At 65.0% G+C, this 14,406-nt stretch carries 16 protein-coding genes and 2 pseudogenes; 10 read left to right on the top strand and 8 right to left on the bottom strand.

Annotation, left to right across the window (positions count from 1 at the left end; all coding sequences use genetic code 11):
- Positions 1-48: 48 nt before the first annotated feature.
- Positions 49-1,044 carry a DUF808 domain-containing protein gene (locus ACZLZQ_RS17915; protein WP_472950524.1) on the bottom strand — a complete coding sequence of 332 codons (996 nt, stop codon included), beginning with the start codon at positions 1,042-1,044 and terminating at the stop codon, positions 49-51.
- Between the two features lie 292 nt (positions 1,045-1,336).
- Between ACZLZQ_RS17915 and ACZLZQ_RS17910 the strand changes: the two genes are divergently transcribed.
- Positions 1,337-1,660, top strand: a complete 324-nt coding sequence (locus ACZLZQ_RS17910; RefSeq protein ID WP_472950679.1) for a thermonuclease family protein — start codon at positions 1,337-1,339, stop codon at positions 1,658-1,660.
- A gap of 64 nt (positions 1,661-1,724) precedes the next feature.
- Here the strand turns inward: ACZLZQ_RS17910 and ACZLZQ_RS17905 are convergent, their stop codons facing one another.
- Positions 1,725-2,024, bottom strand: coding sequence for a hypothetical protein (locus ACZLZQ_RS17905; protein ID WP_472950523.1), 300 nt, complete (start codon positions 2,022-2,024; stop codon positions 1,725-1,727).
- A gap of 279 nt (positions 2,025-2,303) precedes the next feature.
- On the opposite strand from ACZLZQ_RS17905, the gene ACZLZQ_RS17900 reads away from it, so the two are divergent.
- From ACZLZQ_RS17900 to ACZLZQ_RS17885, 4 genes are all read left to right on the top strand, one after another.
- A complete protein-coding gene (locus ACZLZQ_RS17900; RefSeq protein ID WP_472950678.1) occupies positions 2,304-3,290 on the top strand; it encodes a DUF3616 domain-containing protein in 987 nt (328 codons plus the stop codon).
- 219 nt (positions 3,291-3,509) lie between these two features.
- On the top strand, positions 3,510-3,653 hold the full coding sequence (locus tag ACZLZQ_RS17895) for a DUF1127 domain-containing protein (protein WP_472950522.1): 144 nt from the start codon (positions 3,510-3,512) through the stop codon (positions 3,651-3,653).
- Positions 3,654-3,772: 119 nt separating this feature from the next.
- Positions 3,773-4,756, top strand: a complete 984-nt coding sequence (locus tag ACZLZQ_RS17890) for a hypothetical protein (RefSeq protein WP_472950521.1) — start codon at positions 3,773-3,775, stop codon at positions 4,754-4,756.
- 207 nt (positions 4,757-4,963) lie between these two features.
- Positions 4,964-5,725, top strand: a complete 762-nt coding sequence (locus ACZLZQ_RS17885) for an SDR family oxidoreductase (protein ID WP_472950520.1) — start codon at positions 4,964-4,966, stop codon at positions 5,723-5,725.
- A gap of 359 nt (positions 5,726-6,084) precedes the next feature.
- Here the strand turns inward: ACZLZQ_RS17885 and ACZLZQ_RS17880 are convergent, their stop codons facing one another.
- The 3 genes from ACZLZQ_RS17880 to ACZLZQ_RS17870 are packed head-to-tail and all read right to left on the bottom strand — an operon-like array spanning position 6,085 to position 7,941.
- Positions 6,085-6,489 carry a limonene-1,2-epoxide hydrolase family protein gene (locus ACZLZQ_RS17880; protein WP_472950519.1) on the bottom strand — a complete coding sequence of 135 codons (405 nt, stop codon included), beginning with the start codon at positions 6,487-6,489 and terminating at the stop codon, positions 6,085-6,087.
- A gap of 59 nt (positions 6,490-6,548) precedes the next feature.
- Positions 6,549-7,151 (bottom strand): NADPH-dependent F420 reductase, encoded by a 603-nt coding sequence (locus tag ACZLZQ_RS17875; RefSeq protein WP_472950518.1) that lies wholly within the window; start codon positions 7,149-7,151, stop codon positions 6,549-6,551.
- Between the two features lie 34 nt (positions 7,152-7,185).
- Complete coding sequence (locus ACZLZQ_RS17870) at positions 7,186-7,941, bottom strand: SDR family NAD(P)-dependent oxidoreductase (RefSeq protein ID WP_472950517.1); 756 nt, start codon at positions 7,939-7,941, stop codon at positions 7,186-7,188.
- Positions 7,942-8,047: 106 nt separating this feature from the next.
- On the opposite strand from ACZLZQ_RS17870, the gene ACZLZQ_RS17865 reads away from it, so the two are divergent.
- The 5 genes and pseudogenes from ACZLZQ_RS17865 to ACZLZQ_RS17845 all read left to right on the top strand — a co-directional run bounded on the left by ACZLZQ_RS17865 (position 8,048) and on the right by ACZLZQ_RS17845 (position 11,002).
- Positions 8,048-8,977: a LysR family transcriptional regulator gene (locus ACZLZQ_RS17865; protein ID WP_472950516.1), complete on the top strand. Its 930-nt coding sequence runs from the start codon at positions 8,048-8,050 to the stop codon at positions 8,975-8,977.
- A gap of 325 nt (positions 8,978-9,302) precedes the next feature.
- Positions 9,303-9,596: an ABC transporter permease subunit gene (locus ACZLZQ_RS17860; RefSeq protein WP_472950677.1), complete on the top strand. Its 294-nt coding sequence runs from the start codon at positions 9,303-9,305 to the stop codon at positions 9,594-9,596.
- Between the two features lie 2 nt (positions 9,597-9,598).
- Positions 9,599-10,198, top strand: a pseudogene (locus ACZLZQ_RS17855) (ATP-binding cassette domain-containing protein).
- Between the two features lie 202 nt (positions 10,199-10,400).
- Positions 10,401-10,544, top strand: a pseudogene (locus tag ACZLZQ_RS17850) (ATP-binding cassette domain-containing protein); the annotation flags it as partial.
- Between the two features lie 155 nt (positions 10,545-10,699).
- Entirely contained in the window at positions 10,700-11,002 is a 303-nt protein-coding gene (locus ACZLZQ_RS17845; protein ID WP_472950690.1) for an ATP-binding cassette domain-containing protein, read from the top strand.
- Positions 11,003-11,082: 80 nt separating this feature from the next.
- Here the strand turns inward: ACZLZQ_RS17845 and ACZLZQ_RS17840 are convergent, their stop codons facing one another.
- The 3 genes from ACZLZQ_RS17840 to ACZLZQ_RS17830 are packed head-to-tail and all read right to left on the bottom strand — an operon-like array spanning position 11,083 to position 14,121.
- Positions 11,083-11,904, bottom strand: a complete 822-nt coding sequence (locus ACZLZQ_RS17840) for an ABC transporter ATP-binding protein (RefSeq protein WP_472950515.1) — start codon at positions 11,902-11,904, stop codon at positions 11,083-11,085.
- A complete protein-coding gene (locus ACZLZQ_RS17835; RefSeq protein WP_472950514.1) occupies positions 11,901-12,953 on the bottom strand; it encodes a FecCD family ABC transporter permease in 1,053 nt (350 codons plus the stop codon). Before ACZLZQ_RS17835 ends, ACZLZQ_RS17840 begins: the two co-directional genes overlap by 4 nt.
- Positions 12,954-13,002: 49 nt before the next feature.
- Positions 13,003-14,121 carry an ABC transporter substrate-binding protein gene (locus ACZLZQ_RS17830; protein ID WP_472950513.1) on the bottom strand — a complete coding sequence of 373 codons (1,119 nt, stop codon included), beginning with the start codon at positions 14,119-14,121 and terminating at the stop codon, positions 13,003-13,005.
- Between the last annotated feature and the right edge of the window lie 285 nt (positions 14,122-14,406).

Here is a 14,406-nt window from a genome sequence, read left to right as displayed (position 1 = left end):
GGGAGGGAAAGCCGGCGCATCTGTAGTCGGGACTTGGCGGCTATTTGATCATTTGGCGCGATCGGAGCGCCAACGACCGATAGCCCTGACGATCGGAGCGAAGACGACGCTCGTCACCGGGATCAACGCGGCGCCGACGACCAGTCCGACCACGCCGGAGCCCGCCGCGGTGACGATCCATTCGATCGCGCCGCTCAACGTAGGCACCAGTGCGGCGGCAGCGAGGGCAGCTGAGTGGATCACATGCGCCGGGGCCGTGACGCCATAGCCCTCGAGCCCGTGCACGATAATGCCGCCGCCGACCCAGATCATGGCCGCCGTGCCGACGATACCAAGGATGCGCAGAAGGACCGGCATGCCGGCGACGATCCCGCGTCCGGTGCCGCGCATCAGGCTGCCGAAGCCGCCGGCAGAGCGGTTGGCGGCCATGGCAAGGCCAACATCGTCCGCCTTCACGATCAGCGCGACACCGCCATAGACCACGGCGGTTATGCCGATGCCGACGACCGCCAGGATCACCCCCTGCATCCAGAGGCTGTCGGCGGGCAGCGAGGCAAGCGAGATCGCCATGATCTCGGCTGACAGGATGAAGTCGGTCTTGATCGCGCTGGCGATTTTCTGGCTTTCCAGGGCGGCGGGATCCAGCGGCTCTGCCGTCAGCTTCGCCTCGTGGGCGTGGGCCTTGTGCGGGAAGAGCGCCTCGTAGACCTTTTCCGCGCCCTCATAGCTGAGATAGGCGCCGCCCAGCATGAGCAGCGGCGTGATGGCCCAGGGCGCGAAGACGCTGAGGGCGAGCGCCGCCGGCAGGAGAAAGAGGAGCTTGTTGCGCAGCGAACCAAGGGCGATCTTGCCGATGATCGGCAGTTCTCGGTCGGCGGCAAAACCCACGATGTAGCGCGGCGTGACGGCCGCATCGTCGATCACGACGCCGGCCGCCTTCATGCCGGCCTTTCCGGCTTGGGCGGCGACGTCGTCGAGCGACGCTGCCGCGACCTTCGCCAGGGCCGCAACGTCATCCAACAGTGCGATCAGGCCAACACTCACGTCAAATTCTCCTCGAACCACATTGCTGGCATAGCTGCCGCGATCGGCAAACGCCATGCCAGGAAGCCGCAGAACATGGGCAGGTGGCATGAGCCGGAACAGGCTGCAAAGACGATGAAGTCTCGTGAAATGGCTCAGCTTGCTGATCGTCGTCGTGACTGGTGGACCGGCTGTGCTGAAGAACGTCGACCTGAAAGATTTGTTCGGTCAAGAGGCGGCACGGCAGTCCGCGCCGTAGCAGTCCGAGCGCGCACCCGCGCCACGCGGCTCGCCGACGACCACAGGCTTGGTGATGGTCGCGATGCCACCTCCCAACAGCGGCCTGCGGGCGCCTCCGAGCGGGTCCTGCGTCATCGACGGTGGCAGCGGCTGGCTCAACGGCCGCCAGTGGCGCCTAGAGGGCGTCGACGCCCCTGAGATCGGCAAGCCGGAATGTGCCGCGGAACGCGAGACCGGCGAGCAGGCGAAGAAGCGGATGGTGGACCTGTTGTCCGACGGCTTTGCGATCAGCCGCGGCAAAGACGATCGCTACGGCCGGCAGCTGGTGGCATTCAAGCTGGTCGACGGTCGCGACGTTGGTGAGGCGCTGACGAGAAAGAGGTTGGCCCGGCCCTAGCCGAACCGCGGCAACGTGTGGTGCGACTAGCTATTGCTTTGCGGGAGACATGATCGACAGGAAGCTATCCGCCGACCTTTGTCTGCGCCCTTGCCGGCGGCTCCTCTTTCAAAGAACCAATATATGTCCGATATGATATCGCTGCGCGAATGGTGGCAGAGTCCGTTTCGTCGTCGAAATCGTCTTCGTCGTCGAGATCCTCAATGAAGGCGTCGATTGCCTCGCGCTCGGCCATCTCCTGCGACCGTGCTTCCACCTGCATTACCGCTTCAAGGTCGTCATAGAACATGAAGACCGTAAACCACTGCCGTTCCGGCTGATTTGGGTTCTGCCGAGATCCGCGGAGGCGATAGATATTCGTCATTGCAATGGATCATCCTAGTTTAAGGTAGCCAGGCATTCGTAAGCGCGAAGAGCTTTGAGTTTGAGGCCATACCGCAATCCTCTCCGTCAAGACAGCGCGGCCGCAAGGTTGCTAACGGCATCCAATAGCCTGACCCCGTCGGCGCTGATGCCCGATCGATGAAAGAGGTATCCGCATGAATGATTCCGGACACGGTCACCCCGCTGCGGCCGCGCCAGTCGGCCAGGTCACCCTCAGTCTCGGAGCGGAGCCGGTGACGGGGAGGATCCGAAGCACAACCTGTCGGCCGGAACCCGCGTCGGCAACACCCTCTTCGTCGCGGGTGACGAGATGGCTGTCCTCGAGACCCTTACGCTGGATGCCGCAGGTGGCTTCTCTGCCCACGATCGATACGAGCTTGCGGACCTGTTGGATCTCCGAAAGCCGGGGGAGGAGGTCGACATCGAGGGACTGTCGGCGGAAAGCGGCTGGCTCTGGATCGTCGGGAGCCACGCCAGAGCCCGCAACAAGCCGGACAAGATTCCAGACGTGCCGATTGAACTCGCCAAGTTGGCGGACTTGAAAGACACGCGGCCACGCTGCGTCCTCGCTCGGATACCGCTGGTCGAGCGGACCGAGGCACCTGGAACATTCTATCCGGCCCGCTCGGACGGAGACCGTCATGCCGGAATGCTCAAGCAGACGAAGCACGGCAACAAGCTGGCCGAGATGTTGCGCCTCGACCCTCTTCTCGAACCTTTCACGCGCATCCCGGCGAAGGAGGGCGGCGTCGACATCGAGGGAATCGCGGTGTCCGGCAGCCGTCTTGCGCTCGGGATGCGCGGACCCGTCATTCGCGATTACGCGGTTCTTCTGGAGGTCGTGATCGATGCGGGAGCGGACGGAGCGCTGAAGCTGCCATCGCCCGCGATGAAACGTCTTCTCGACTTGGAGGGTCTCGGCATTCGCGACCTCAAGCGGCGGGGCGACGACCTGCTGATCCTCGCGGGGCCGACGTCTAGCCTGTCGGGTCCGTGCGCGCTGTATGTCTGGCGGAACTGGGTCAACGAGCCGGCGTCCGGAGCGGGCACGGTGGCGGTTCACCATCCCGAACGCTTGATCGACCTGCCCTATGGAAGGGGCGTGGACCATCCGGAAGGCTTGGCGCTTTGGGGCAGGGAACGGGGAAAGGAGCGGATCCTGGTCCTGTGTGACAGTCCCGCGCCCGCACGCTTTGCGGGGGGGCCTGCGACCTTCCTTGCCGACCTTTTCGAGTTGCCGGACTGATCGCTATCCGATGATAGGTTCGGCGGTGGTGAGGGGCGGCGGTGTGTCCATCTGATCCTGCATTGCTGTTTCGCAGTGGCGACATAGCCGAGAACGCCGGGGCTGCCATGCCATCTTGGCGCTCCTGCTGGCGGCCTCGGGAGCCTACATTCCGGTTGTCGAACAAGACCAACCGAAACGGCTTCCACCGATGAGAAGCCGCCACCAAAGGATACTCCTATGAGCATCGCTCGTCGTTTCAACACCTGGCGCCAGTACCGCAACACTGCCAACGAACTGAACCGTCTCTCGCAGCGCGAACTCGCCGATCTCGGCATCTCGCGCGCGGACATTCCAGAGCTGGCTCGGCAGTCGGTCCGCTAACGTATTCAAGGATTTTGCGGCGGTCGTTCCTCCCGGACCCTACGCGAATAGGCCCTGCGGTTCCTCCCGCCGCGAAGGCCGACCCTGACACCCCCGTCGGTCCTCCCCCGGCGGGGGTGTTGTTGTTTCAGGGGCGTGCTGGCGGCCTTGACCAGTTCTCGCCAAGCTGCTCAGCCGAGCGCATGAGCATCCCTTTGTGGGCCGGGTTCGAGTCTGGCCATCTCGCCTGGTCGAACCACGATCTTCTCTTTACGACCCGGCACCTGCCGGATGACCGCATGGGGGAGCACTACGCCATCGCCCGGTCCCACGGTCTTCGCCACGCCCGGGACGGCTTGCCTTGGCGGCATGACCCGATCCCGCGCCTGCGGCTTGCCGAGGCGTCGGGAATGGAGGTCACCTGGGACCTTGCGCATTTCGACCGACCGCCGGATCCAGTGGCCCATGCCATGGCCGTGGCCCGTGCCGCGGATCCCAGCCGGCCGCTGCGCCTCTGTCCGGTCAACGAGCCATCGATCTATCCGATGCTGGCGGGCATGCCTTGGGAGGAAGCTGTCGACATGGCGATCGTCATGGCGCGGACCGCCCGCGACTACCACGGGGACGTACGGCTGCTTGCCTGCGACCCGATCAACGGGATCGGCGAGCGCCAGTTCGCGGCGGTCGACAGGCTGGTGGCCGCCGGCGTCGTCGACACCGTCGGCATCAACTCGTACCCGCACACGGCGCGGGCGCCACTCGGCCGGGCGATCCTGAAAAGCTGGCGGCGGTACAGGCTTCCGATCCTTGTTTCCGAAACGAGCTGGCACGACGGTCACCGCGCGCAGCGTCGGCGCTTTCCCGGGTTCGACAAACGGCGTTGGCTGGAGCACGTGCTGACGGAGGTCGAATGGGCGCAGGAGAGGGGCGCGGGGGTCGAGGGCGTGTGCTGGTACCCGATCGTCGACTGTCCGCCCTGGCCCCATCCGGGGTCTGCGCATCGCTGGCGACACGGTTTGATCCGCGAAGACCTAGGTCTCGACCCCCTACTTTCGGAAGCTCTGCGAGGCCGGATGGTTGTGGAACTCGGTTTGCCAAGTGCACAGTTCAGCCTCGCACTCTGACCCCGGTTCGATTCCAAACGGCTGGAACGGGTGGTTTGCCGACTGTCCGCTTCCATCGAATTTTGGGAGACGGCGGAAATCGACCGACCAAGTCAGAGCGGACCGAACCGTAGGCTTCGGAAAGGAGCGTGCTCGGAAATCGGGTGGCTGCCGAGGCCGAGATGGAGAATTGGTTCCTCGGGCTGATATGGCTCGCAGGGGTACATCATGGAAATACTCGGCAAGACGATCATCGTGACCGGGGCAAGCAGCGGTATCGGAGCTGCGGCGGCACGTCTCTTCGCTGCCGAAGGCGCTAACCTGGTTCTAGGAGCGCGCCGCAGCACCGAGTTAAAAGAGCTAACGGCCGAGATTGCCCTGGACGGAGTGGGAGCAGCCATCTTTCTGCCTGGCGACGTCAAGGACGAGGCGTATGCGCAAGCGCTGGTCGACCTGGCGCTCGATCAATTCGGCACTTTGGACGGTGCCTTCAACAATGCTGGGATCGTTGGCGAAATGGCGCCTGCCGCCGACATGCCTTTGGCCGACTGGAACGATATCATCGCCGTCAATCTCACGAGCGCGTTCCTCGCCGCAAAGGCCCAAATCCCTGTCATGAGAAAGCAGCGCTCCGGTTCGATCGTCTTCACGTCGTCGTTCGTTGGCTACAGCAATGGCGGTTTGGCCGGAATGAGTGCCTATGCGGCTTCCAAGGCGGGGCAGATCGGTCTGATGCGGGCTCTTGCTGCGGAGTACGCCGCCGAAGGCATCCGCATCAACGCCCTGTTGCCTGGCGGCACAATCACGCCAGCCGGCGGCGAGGGCAACGCGCCCATCCTCGACTTCGTCGCCAACCTTCATCCGATGAAGCGAATGGCCGATGCTCGGGAAATCGCGCAAGCGGCGTTGTTCCTCCTGTCCGACCGATCATCCTTCGTGACGGGAAGTCCAATGCTGGCGGATGGCGGGATTTCGGTGCGCCTCGCCTAAGGCCACGCGTCCACGCTGCATCGCCATAGCCGGAGTGTCTGCTTGCAAGACATTCCGGCAATGCACGGAACGACTTTCTTGGGTCGGTATTGGCCTTTGACGATTGCGGCGAGCCTGCGCCTCATGCCAGAGCCTCCGGCAAAGTCCAAATTAAAAGCAAACTCTCCCGGGCGTACCGCACTCAGTGCGGTGCCCTTGAGGTCGACGCGAACCTTGGCTGCCTCCTGCATCCCTGCGGCACCGCCAAGGTCCGATCGCAACCTCGTGCGTGGTCAAGCAACTTCCGACAGCCGAAGCGCTCTGCGCCCTAGTGCAGGCACTAGATGAGGATAAGCGACAATTGGCGGCGTCCCGACGTGTCACGTCTGCATCGCAACCGCCTGTCGTTCGAAACTGGCGAGATCGAAGTAGTCGCGCCATTCCACGATGGTGCCGTCGGCGATCCGCATGCTTCCCATGGTCGGAAGGTCGATCCGAGCGCCTGTGTCGGCGGTGAAGAGGTCGAGGCGCTCGGTCAGAACGGTGTCGCCGTCCGCCGCGATGTGCATGAGCCGCCAGTCGACCCGGATGCGGCTGCCGACGCCAAAGCCCTTGTGGAACTGACGGACGCTTTCGCGGCCCCGCATCTCTGGCATGGGGATGTTGTGATAGACGACATCCTCCGACAAGAGGTCTATCGCGGCATCGAAACGGTCGTCGTTGATGAGGTCGAAGAACCGCCGGACGAGGGCGAGTTCGGTGGATTCTTGTGTGAGCGTCGTCATGGCGAGGTCTCGCTTTGGGGCGGAGGCCGAAAGGCCGGGGATTGATGGAAGACGGGCGGTTAGTCGAACCGGACCAGATTGTGGCTCGGGAGAGCACCGCCTGGAAACTGAGCGAGCCGGCCGCCCACCGCGAGCGGGCCGAGATCGATCCCGAAGAAGTCGAGACTTTGGATGAGAGCTGCGATCTCGGCTTTGGCGGCATCGTCGTCGCCCGAGTAGAACAGAACGCGTCGACCGCCCTCTGCCTGCGGATCGCCCGCCACGAGTTGTGGCGACAGATGGTTGAACGCCTTCACGAGGCGTGCACTGGGCACGAGATCGGCAACGATCTCGCTGGACAGCCGCCCGCCGAGATCGGCCAGCCTGAAGAGTGGCGCCTCGATCGGATTGTTGGCGTCGACGACGATGCGGCCGCCGAATCCGGGAAGCCCGGAAACGGCCCCCGGCAGCTTCGACCAGTTCACGGCAAGAAAGACGATGTCCTTCGAGGCCGCCTCCTCGCGCGTGCCGGCCTTGATCGCGGGTCCGATGCCGGCGGCTGTTTCCTTGAGGCTCTCCGGGCCTCGGCTGTTAGAGAGGGTCGCCGGGATGGACCTTCGGGCGAGTGCGGTTGCGATGGCGTGGCCGATCTGGCCGGCGCCGATGATACCGATGCTGGGCATGACGAACTCCTGTCGTGAACGGGGGAAGCGAAAGTCAGGCGGACTGTCCGCCGTCAACGTTAAGCGTCGCGCCGGTGATGTAGCCTGCGTCGGGACCGGCGAGGAACGCGACGGCCGCCGCGATGTCCTCCGGCCGCCCGTAGCGACCGAGCGCCGCGAGCCCCTTCAGAGTCTCGGCGAAGGCGCCGTCGGCCGGGTTCATGTCGGTGTCGATCGCGCCCGGCTGTACGGTGTTGACCGTAATATTGCGGGGGCCGAGGTCGCGGGCCCAGCCGCGCCCGTAGGCGGCGACCGCAGCCTTGGTTGCGACGTAGTCGGCGGCTCCGGCGAAGGGAACGTGGACCGCGCCCGTCGTGCCAATGGAGACGATGCGCCCCCCATCCGCCATCAGCGGCACCGCGGCGCGAACGGCAGTGACGACGCCCTTCACGTTGACGTCGATCTGCCGCTCGAAGGCGGCGAGATCGGCATCCGGATCGCCTACCATCCCGGTGACGAAGACGCCGGCCGAGTTGACGAGGATGTCGAGCCCGCCGAGGGCGGCATGGACGTGGCGCACGAGAGCCTGAACCTCGCTCGCAACCGCCTGATCCGCCTGCACCGCCAGACCGCGACGCCCCGATGCCTCGATCTCGCGGACCAGGTCCTCCGCGCGCTCGGCGGAGGCCGCATAACTGAAGGCGACGTCGGCGCCGTCCCGCGCCAAGCGTCGGACGATCGCCGCGCCAATGCCTCGGGAACCGCCGGTGACAAGGGCAACCTTGCCGGAGAGGGGAAGCGAATGCGTCATCGATCTGGCTCCGTTGTGATGGCGTGAAGATGCCCCGGAGACTGCGCGCGCATTAGCCACTAATGTTGCGTCAGAGTTTCAAGCAGGTCTTGAAGGTGGTGCGGTCATGGAAACGTTGGCAAACCTCGAAAGCTTCGTGCGAAGCGCGGACGCCGGGAGCTTTTCCGAGGCGGCGCGCCGCCTGTCGCTGACGCCCGCCGCCGTCAGCCGCAACGTCTCGACGTTGGAGCGTACCCTCGGTATCCGGCTCTTCCAGCGCACCACGCGTAGCCTGACGCTGACCGAAGGCGGCGAACGCTTCCTGGCGTCCGTTTCGAGCGGGCTCGATGCGGTTCAGGCTGCGATCGCGGACGCCTCGGCCGCATCGCAGGAACCCAGCGGCGTCCTGAAGGTCAGCCTGCCGCCGACCTTGGGTCTTCGATACATCCTGCCCCACCTTCCGGCGTTCCTCGCACGATACCCGCAGATTCGGCCGGAGTGGCACTTCGACAACCGCCCCGTCGATCTGGTGGCCGACGGCTACGACGTGGCGATCGGAGGAGGCTTCGACCTGTCGCCCGGGACCGTCGCCAAGACACTGGCCCCGGCGCACCTCGTCGCAGTCGCCTCGCCCGTCTACCTTGCGGACCGCACGGCGCCTGCCGATCCGGCGGGGCTTGCGGCCTTCGAGGGCATCGTCATGCGTTCGCGGCGGACAGGGCGGACGATGCATTGGTCCATGCGCAATTCCGCTGGAACAGAGATGGTCGCAGTTCTCACCGAACGCATTGTCCTCGACGACTTCGGCGCGATCCGGGAGGCGGCGATGCTCGGCCTCGGCATTGCGCTTCTGGCCATGCCGGACGTCTCGAGCGAACTCGAGGACGGACGGCTCCTTCGCCTACTGCCACGCTGGTACACGGACGCCGGGGCGATCTCCCTCTACTATGCCAACCGCGAGCTTCTGCCGGCCAAGACCCGCGCCTTCGTCGACTTCGTCGGGGAGGCCTTCACGGCCGGACAGCTTGCGAGGAAATTTGCGGGAAGCCTCTCGTGACGGAGCAATCGCTTGCCGCGAGACTCCGCAAATGCGACTCGCTCTCGGTCGCCGAGACTGAGCCGCAATCGACCTGGCCTCCAGGTGAACGCCATCTATCCATTCAACCTGTTTATTGCCTACCGACAGTGCAGGATGGTCGAGAAAGGTCGCTGTGCGTCTCAACGACGAGCATTGAAATCAGCGCGGCACGAGCGCCGTCGCCGTCGCAGTCGCGCTCACGCACTGGCCGCGGCTGACCCGGATACTTCGGGGCGAACTCCTCCAGGTTCGGTCATCCGGCTATGTCGAGGCGTCGCGCGCCTTTCGCAAACCATAGCGCTACATCGCGCGCCACCACGTCCTTCCGCATCTCGTGCCGCAGCTCCTCGTCTGCCTCGTCCTCCTCTTCCCGCATGCGATCCTGCACGAGGCCGGACTGACCTTCCTCGGCTTCGGTCTGGAGCCTTCGAAGCCCGCCATTGGGATCATCCTCTCGGACGCGATGCGCTATCTTGGCGCGGGCAAGTGGTGGCTCGGCGTGTTCCCTGGCCTTTGGCTTCTCGCCCTCGTGCTCTGCTTCGACGCCATCGGCGGGGGCGTGCCGCTCTGGGCGGACCCGCGCTCCGGGCATGACTGACGATGCTGGAGATCGAGAACCTCACGATCCGCTTCCGTCGCTACGAAGGAATTCTACGTCGCCGTGAGATCACGTGCCTTAGAAACATCAGCTCGAACTTCGTCGCCGTCGAACTTCTCGCGGTCGTCGGGTCGTCCGGAGCGGGCAAGAGCCTGCTTGCACATGCCGTCCTTGGCATCATTAAGCCTAATGCCTCTGTCGAGGGCGAAGTCCGTTTCGAAAGGCGCATGCTCGACGGTGCAACCCTGCGGGCTTTGCGAGGGCGCCGGATCGCGCTTGTTCCAGTCGATCTCCCATCTCGATCCTCTGACCCGGGTTGGAATTCAAGTGAGATGGGCCGCTGAACGCTCGGGCCTGGCACGAAGCCGATCAGCGGAGCCTCCGCCTGGGCCCTGCTAGGACTCGGCCTTCGGGCCGGCGTAACACATGCCTACCCGCATGCTCTCTCAGGCGGAATGGCACGCCGCGTTCTGATGGCGATGGCAACGGTCGGTCAGGCCGATTTCGTCATTGCCGACGAACCGACGGATGGGCTCGACCCGGCAACGCCGCCATCGTCCTGCGACACCTTCGCGGGCTCGCGGGCTCGCGGATGGCGGTAAGGCGGTGATCGTGGTGACGCATGACCTGGCCTCGGCCGTCCCTTGCGCCGATCGGGCGGCGGTGATGAGAGAGGGTGCTCTTCTCGGGGCGGAGGCGGCGGAAAACCTTTCCGGTGACGGCGCCCAGCTTCGTTTGCCCTACGCTCGCGTCTTGTGGCGCGCTATGCCGGAGAACGGTTTCTCCGTCCAGGCGGAGGGGTAGATGCTTGAGGCGCGCGACCTGATCTTCGGTCACGGGCGGCGAGGCCCCGCCGTCCTCGGCGGCGTGAGCCTGACGATCCGCCCCGGCGAAATCCTCGGACTGTCGGGCCCGTCGGGCTGCGGAAAGACTACGCTCGGGCGGATCCTCGCAGGCCATCTCGTTCCGCGCTCAGGCGACGTCCCCGTCGGCGGAGCGTCGCTTCCCGCAACTGGCTTCCGCCCAGTCCAGCTCCTGCCACAGACGCCAATCCTTGCGATGAACCCCGCTGGCGGATCGGCCGCATTTTCAATGAGTCTTGGATGCCCGGCGACCGTGACCGGGAGGCTTTCGGCATCTCCCGGGACTGGCTCGACCGCTACCCGCACGAGCTCTCTGGCGGTCAATTGCAACGGGTGTCGATCTTGCGCTCGCTCGCTCCGGGAACACGCTATCTCGTCGCCGACGAGATCACCGGCGCCCTCGATGCCATCGGGCAGGCGGAAATCTGGACAAGGCTCCTTGCCTTCGCCGCGGCCCGCTCGATCGGCATCCTTGCGATCAGCCATGACGAGGCGCTGGTGGGCAGGATTAGTGGTTCAAGGTTTCGCATCGGCAATCGGTGACGGAAGCCGCAGCAGGCAACTCGGTGCGACACAGGATTGGTCGCCGAGGGAGCGTTATGCCTCGCACGATGCGGAAACCCTCACTCCGCCGCCATCTGTTTCATCCGAGCCGCTGACGTGACAGCCCGTCCTCTTGGTTGCACCACGGGCGAGCCGACGCTGTCGTGCAGCACCTCCACCTCGACGCCATAGACCGAACCGATCAAGTCGGCGGTGACGAGGCTTCGTGGCGGGCCAGATGCCCAGAGCGTTCCCTTCGCGACGATCAGGAGGTTGTCGGCATATCGGCAGGCGAGGTTTAGGTCGTGCAACACGACGACCGTCACGCGACCTTTGGCGAGCGTTTCGTCGCGCACGACGTCGAGAAGCCCAATCTGATGCTTCAGGTCCAGCGCGCTGACGGGCTCGTCGAGAAGCATGGCGAGAGGATCGCGCATGAGAACCTGCGCGAACATCGCCATCTGTCGTTGGCCACCGCTGAGCGAACCGATCTCACGATCGGCGAGGTGGCTAATCCCGGTCGCTTCCAGACGCGCCATCGCGGCGCTCAGCGTTTCGTCATCGACGTGGAATTGCAGCCGTCCAAGACGTCCCAGCACCACGACCTCAAGGACCGTCATCGCGAGGTCGGCGCTGTTGTCCTGGGGCATGTAGGCCAATGCGTCACGCCAGGTCTTGCGGAAGGCGGATGTCTGGCGTCCGGGGCCCATTCGCTGGTCGCTCAGTTCGACCGCGCCGGCCGACAAGGGGAGCTCGCCGAACAGCGCGCGCAGAAGGGTCGTCTTGCCCGCGCCGTTCGGACCGATCACCGCGTGGACGAGACCGCGCTCCAGCGTGGCGCTGACATCTTCGAGGATCGTCTGCCCGCCCCGCGACACTGCGAGCTTGTCCAGCCGGATCATCGCTTGCTCCTGCGCGGCGCGAAGATCAGCCACAGGAGAAACGGCACCCCGACGATGGCCGTCACGATGCCCACCGGGAAGAGGGCGCCGGGCACGATCGATTTCGACAGGACCGACGCGGTCGACAGGAGGAGGGCGCCGCACATCATGGACAGGGGCAGGAGGAAGCGCTGGTCCTCGCCGACGCTCATCCGCGCAATGTGCGGGGCTACGAGACCGACGAAACCGATCACGCCGACGAAGCTGGTTGCCGTCGCCGTCATGATCGCGACGATCACCAGGACCTTCATGCGCAGCCGCCGGACATCGACGCCAAGGCTCGTTGCCCGTGTCTCGCCCATGCGCAGAGCCGCGAGCTTCCACGAGTCGCGCCACAAGAGCAGGCCGCAGACGGCGGTCACCCCTGTGGTCAGCCAGAAGGTCGGCCATGTCGCCTTGGTCAGGCTGCCGAACAGCCAGAACAGAATCTGCTGCGAGAGTTCGGGCGAGGACAGGAACTGCACCAGCGACAGGAGCGACTGAAACAGGAAGAGGAGGGCGATGCCACCGAGGATGATCGTGTCGCCGCGGATCCGCCGCATCGAGGCGAGCGCGAACAGGAACAGGGCCGCCAGCATGGCGAATACGAAGGCGCCGACGGGCACGGCGATCATGGCGTCGAGCCCGAAGCCACCGAAAGCCAGCACCAGCGCGGCGCCGAAGCCGGCGGCGGCGGCCATGCCGAGCGTGTAGGGACTGGCCATCGGGTTGTCGAGGATGGTCTGCATCTGGGCGCCGCCGGCACCGAGAGCCGCCCCCACGCTGATCGCCATGAGCGCCATGGGCAGGCGGAGATCCCAGACGATCGTGTCGGTCATGGCGGCGCGCTCGCCAAGCCGGGTCAGCGACAGCAACACCTCTCCGGGGGGCAGGAGCGACGGACCGGTTGCGACGTCCAGAACGAAGCTGGCGGCGGTGATCAGGGCGAAGATCGCAATGGCCCGCCAGCGGCGTCGCTCCCGGCGGCGGTGGTTGGCGATCGCATCGGCATGGGGCGAAGCGGGTGTCATGGATTGTCCATCATGCCCGACGGTGGGATGCGCTGTCCTTTCACGATCTTCAGTTCTGTACGGTGATCGCGAAAGTGCCCTGCGGTGTCACAGGCAGGTACTTCGCGTAGTAAGCGAGATAGTTGGCGACCGGATCGACGTCGCCGAAGGCGGCTGGGTAGAGCTGCTTGGCAATGAATTGCACCATGGCGAAGTCTGACAAGGTGCGTGAGGCGCCTTGGTAGACTCCGTAGAGCCGGCCTTCGCGAATGGCGGGAAGCTCGGCCCAGCCCGGGCGGCCCTCGAAGGCTTTCAGCTTTTCGTGCGCCTCGTCCGATCCGACGCCTTGCCCCATCGAGAGGGCGGTCGGATTGCTGTTGTTCTCGCGACCCGAGATGAAGATCGCATCGGGCTTGGCGGCGAGGACCTGCTCGGGATTGATGACACCCCACCATTCCACGAAGGGAGCGGCGATGTTGTCGCCGCCGGCCGCGGTCGCGATCGCGCCCCACATGTTCTTGCCATAGGTGAAGGAAGGCTCGGATGGCCCTTTGTTGCCGAACTCAGTGTAGACCTTCGGCTTGGGCTGGCCGCTCTTGGCGATCCGGTCGGCGACGTCCTTGATAGCCCCTTGGTAGAAGTCCGCGATCTCGTCCGCCCGCGCTTCCTCACCCGTGATGGCGCCGAGGACATGCGTCGACGCGACGTGGCGCTCCACAGTCTGCGCATTGTAGTCGACGACGGCGATGGGGATGCCCGCGTTCACGATGCGCTCGGCGTCGAGCCCCAGCGCCTTGTACTGCCACTCGGCCAAGACCACGAGATCCGGCTGGAGGGAGAGCACCTTCTCGACGGAGAAAGTCTGTGCGTCGATTTCCCCGACGTCCGGAATTTCCGCGAGCGAGGGGCGTTGAGCCAAGTGCATGGCCCAGTTGGCGGGGACCTTGCCCACCCATGCCTCACGCGAAAGGCCGACCACATGATCGAAAGCCTTCTCCCCGCCGATCGCCATGTAGTCCTCGAAGTAGAAGCCGAGGACGACCCGCTTGGCGGGCAGGTCGGCGGTGACCTTGCGCCCGACGACGTCGGTGAACGTCTGGGGCTCTGCGCTCCCCGGCGTCGGTGTGGCAAGGGTCAGAACGAACACCGCGAGGGTCGTGGTCGCGATGTGCCGCAGGGACTTGATCACAGTGGACTCCGGGAGCGTTATTTCGGGTGTGTGTGATCTACGCCGCCCTATAATATGAGGCAACCAGTATACTTTAGAACCATGCCAATCTGACTGAGCTCGCATGGTTCGACATCGGAGTTCCGCCGGGATTGGTGTACTGCCCTCGATTGAACTGCTGCCGACGGAGTCGCACGCAATGCCCATCTCCATCTCGAACCGTTACGGTGATCGGGCCGTGAACCCAGGGGGGGAGCGAGGAGCGGACGGCCGCTACATCAGGCCATTGGTGGACGTGGGCGTCAG

The organism is Mesocryomonas lacus (genome assembly GCF_055730105.2).
Note: the sequence above shows the minus strand (reverse complement) of the source record. Positions and strands in the feature narration are given on the sequence as shown.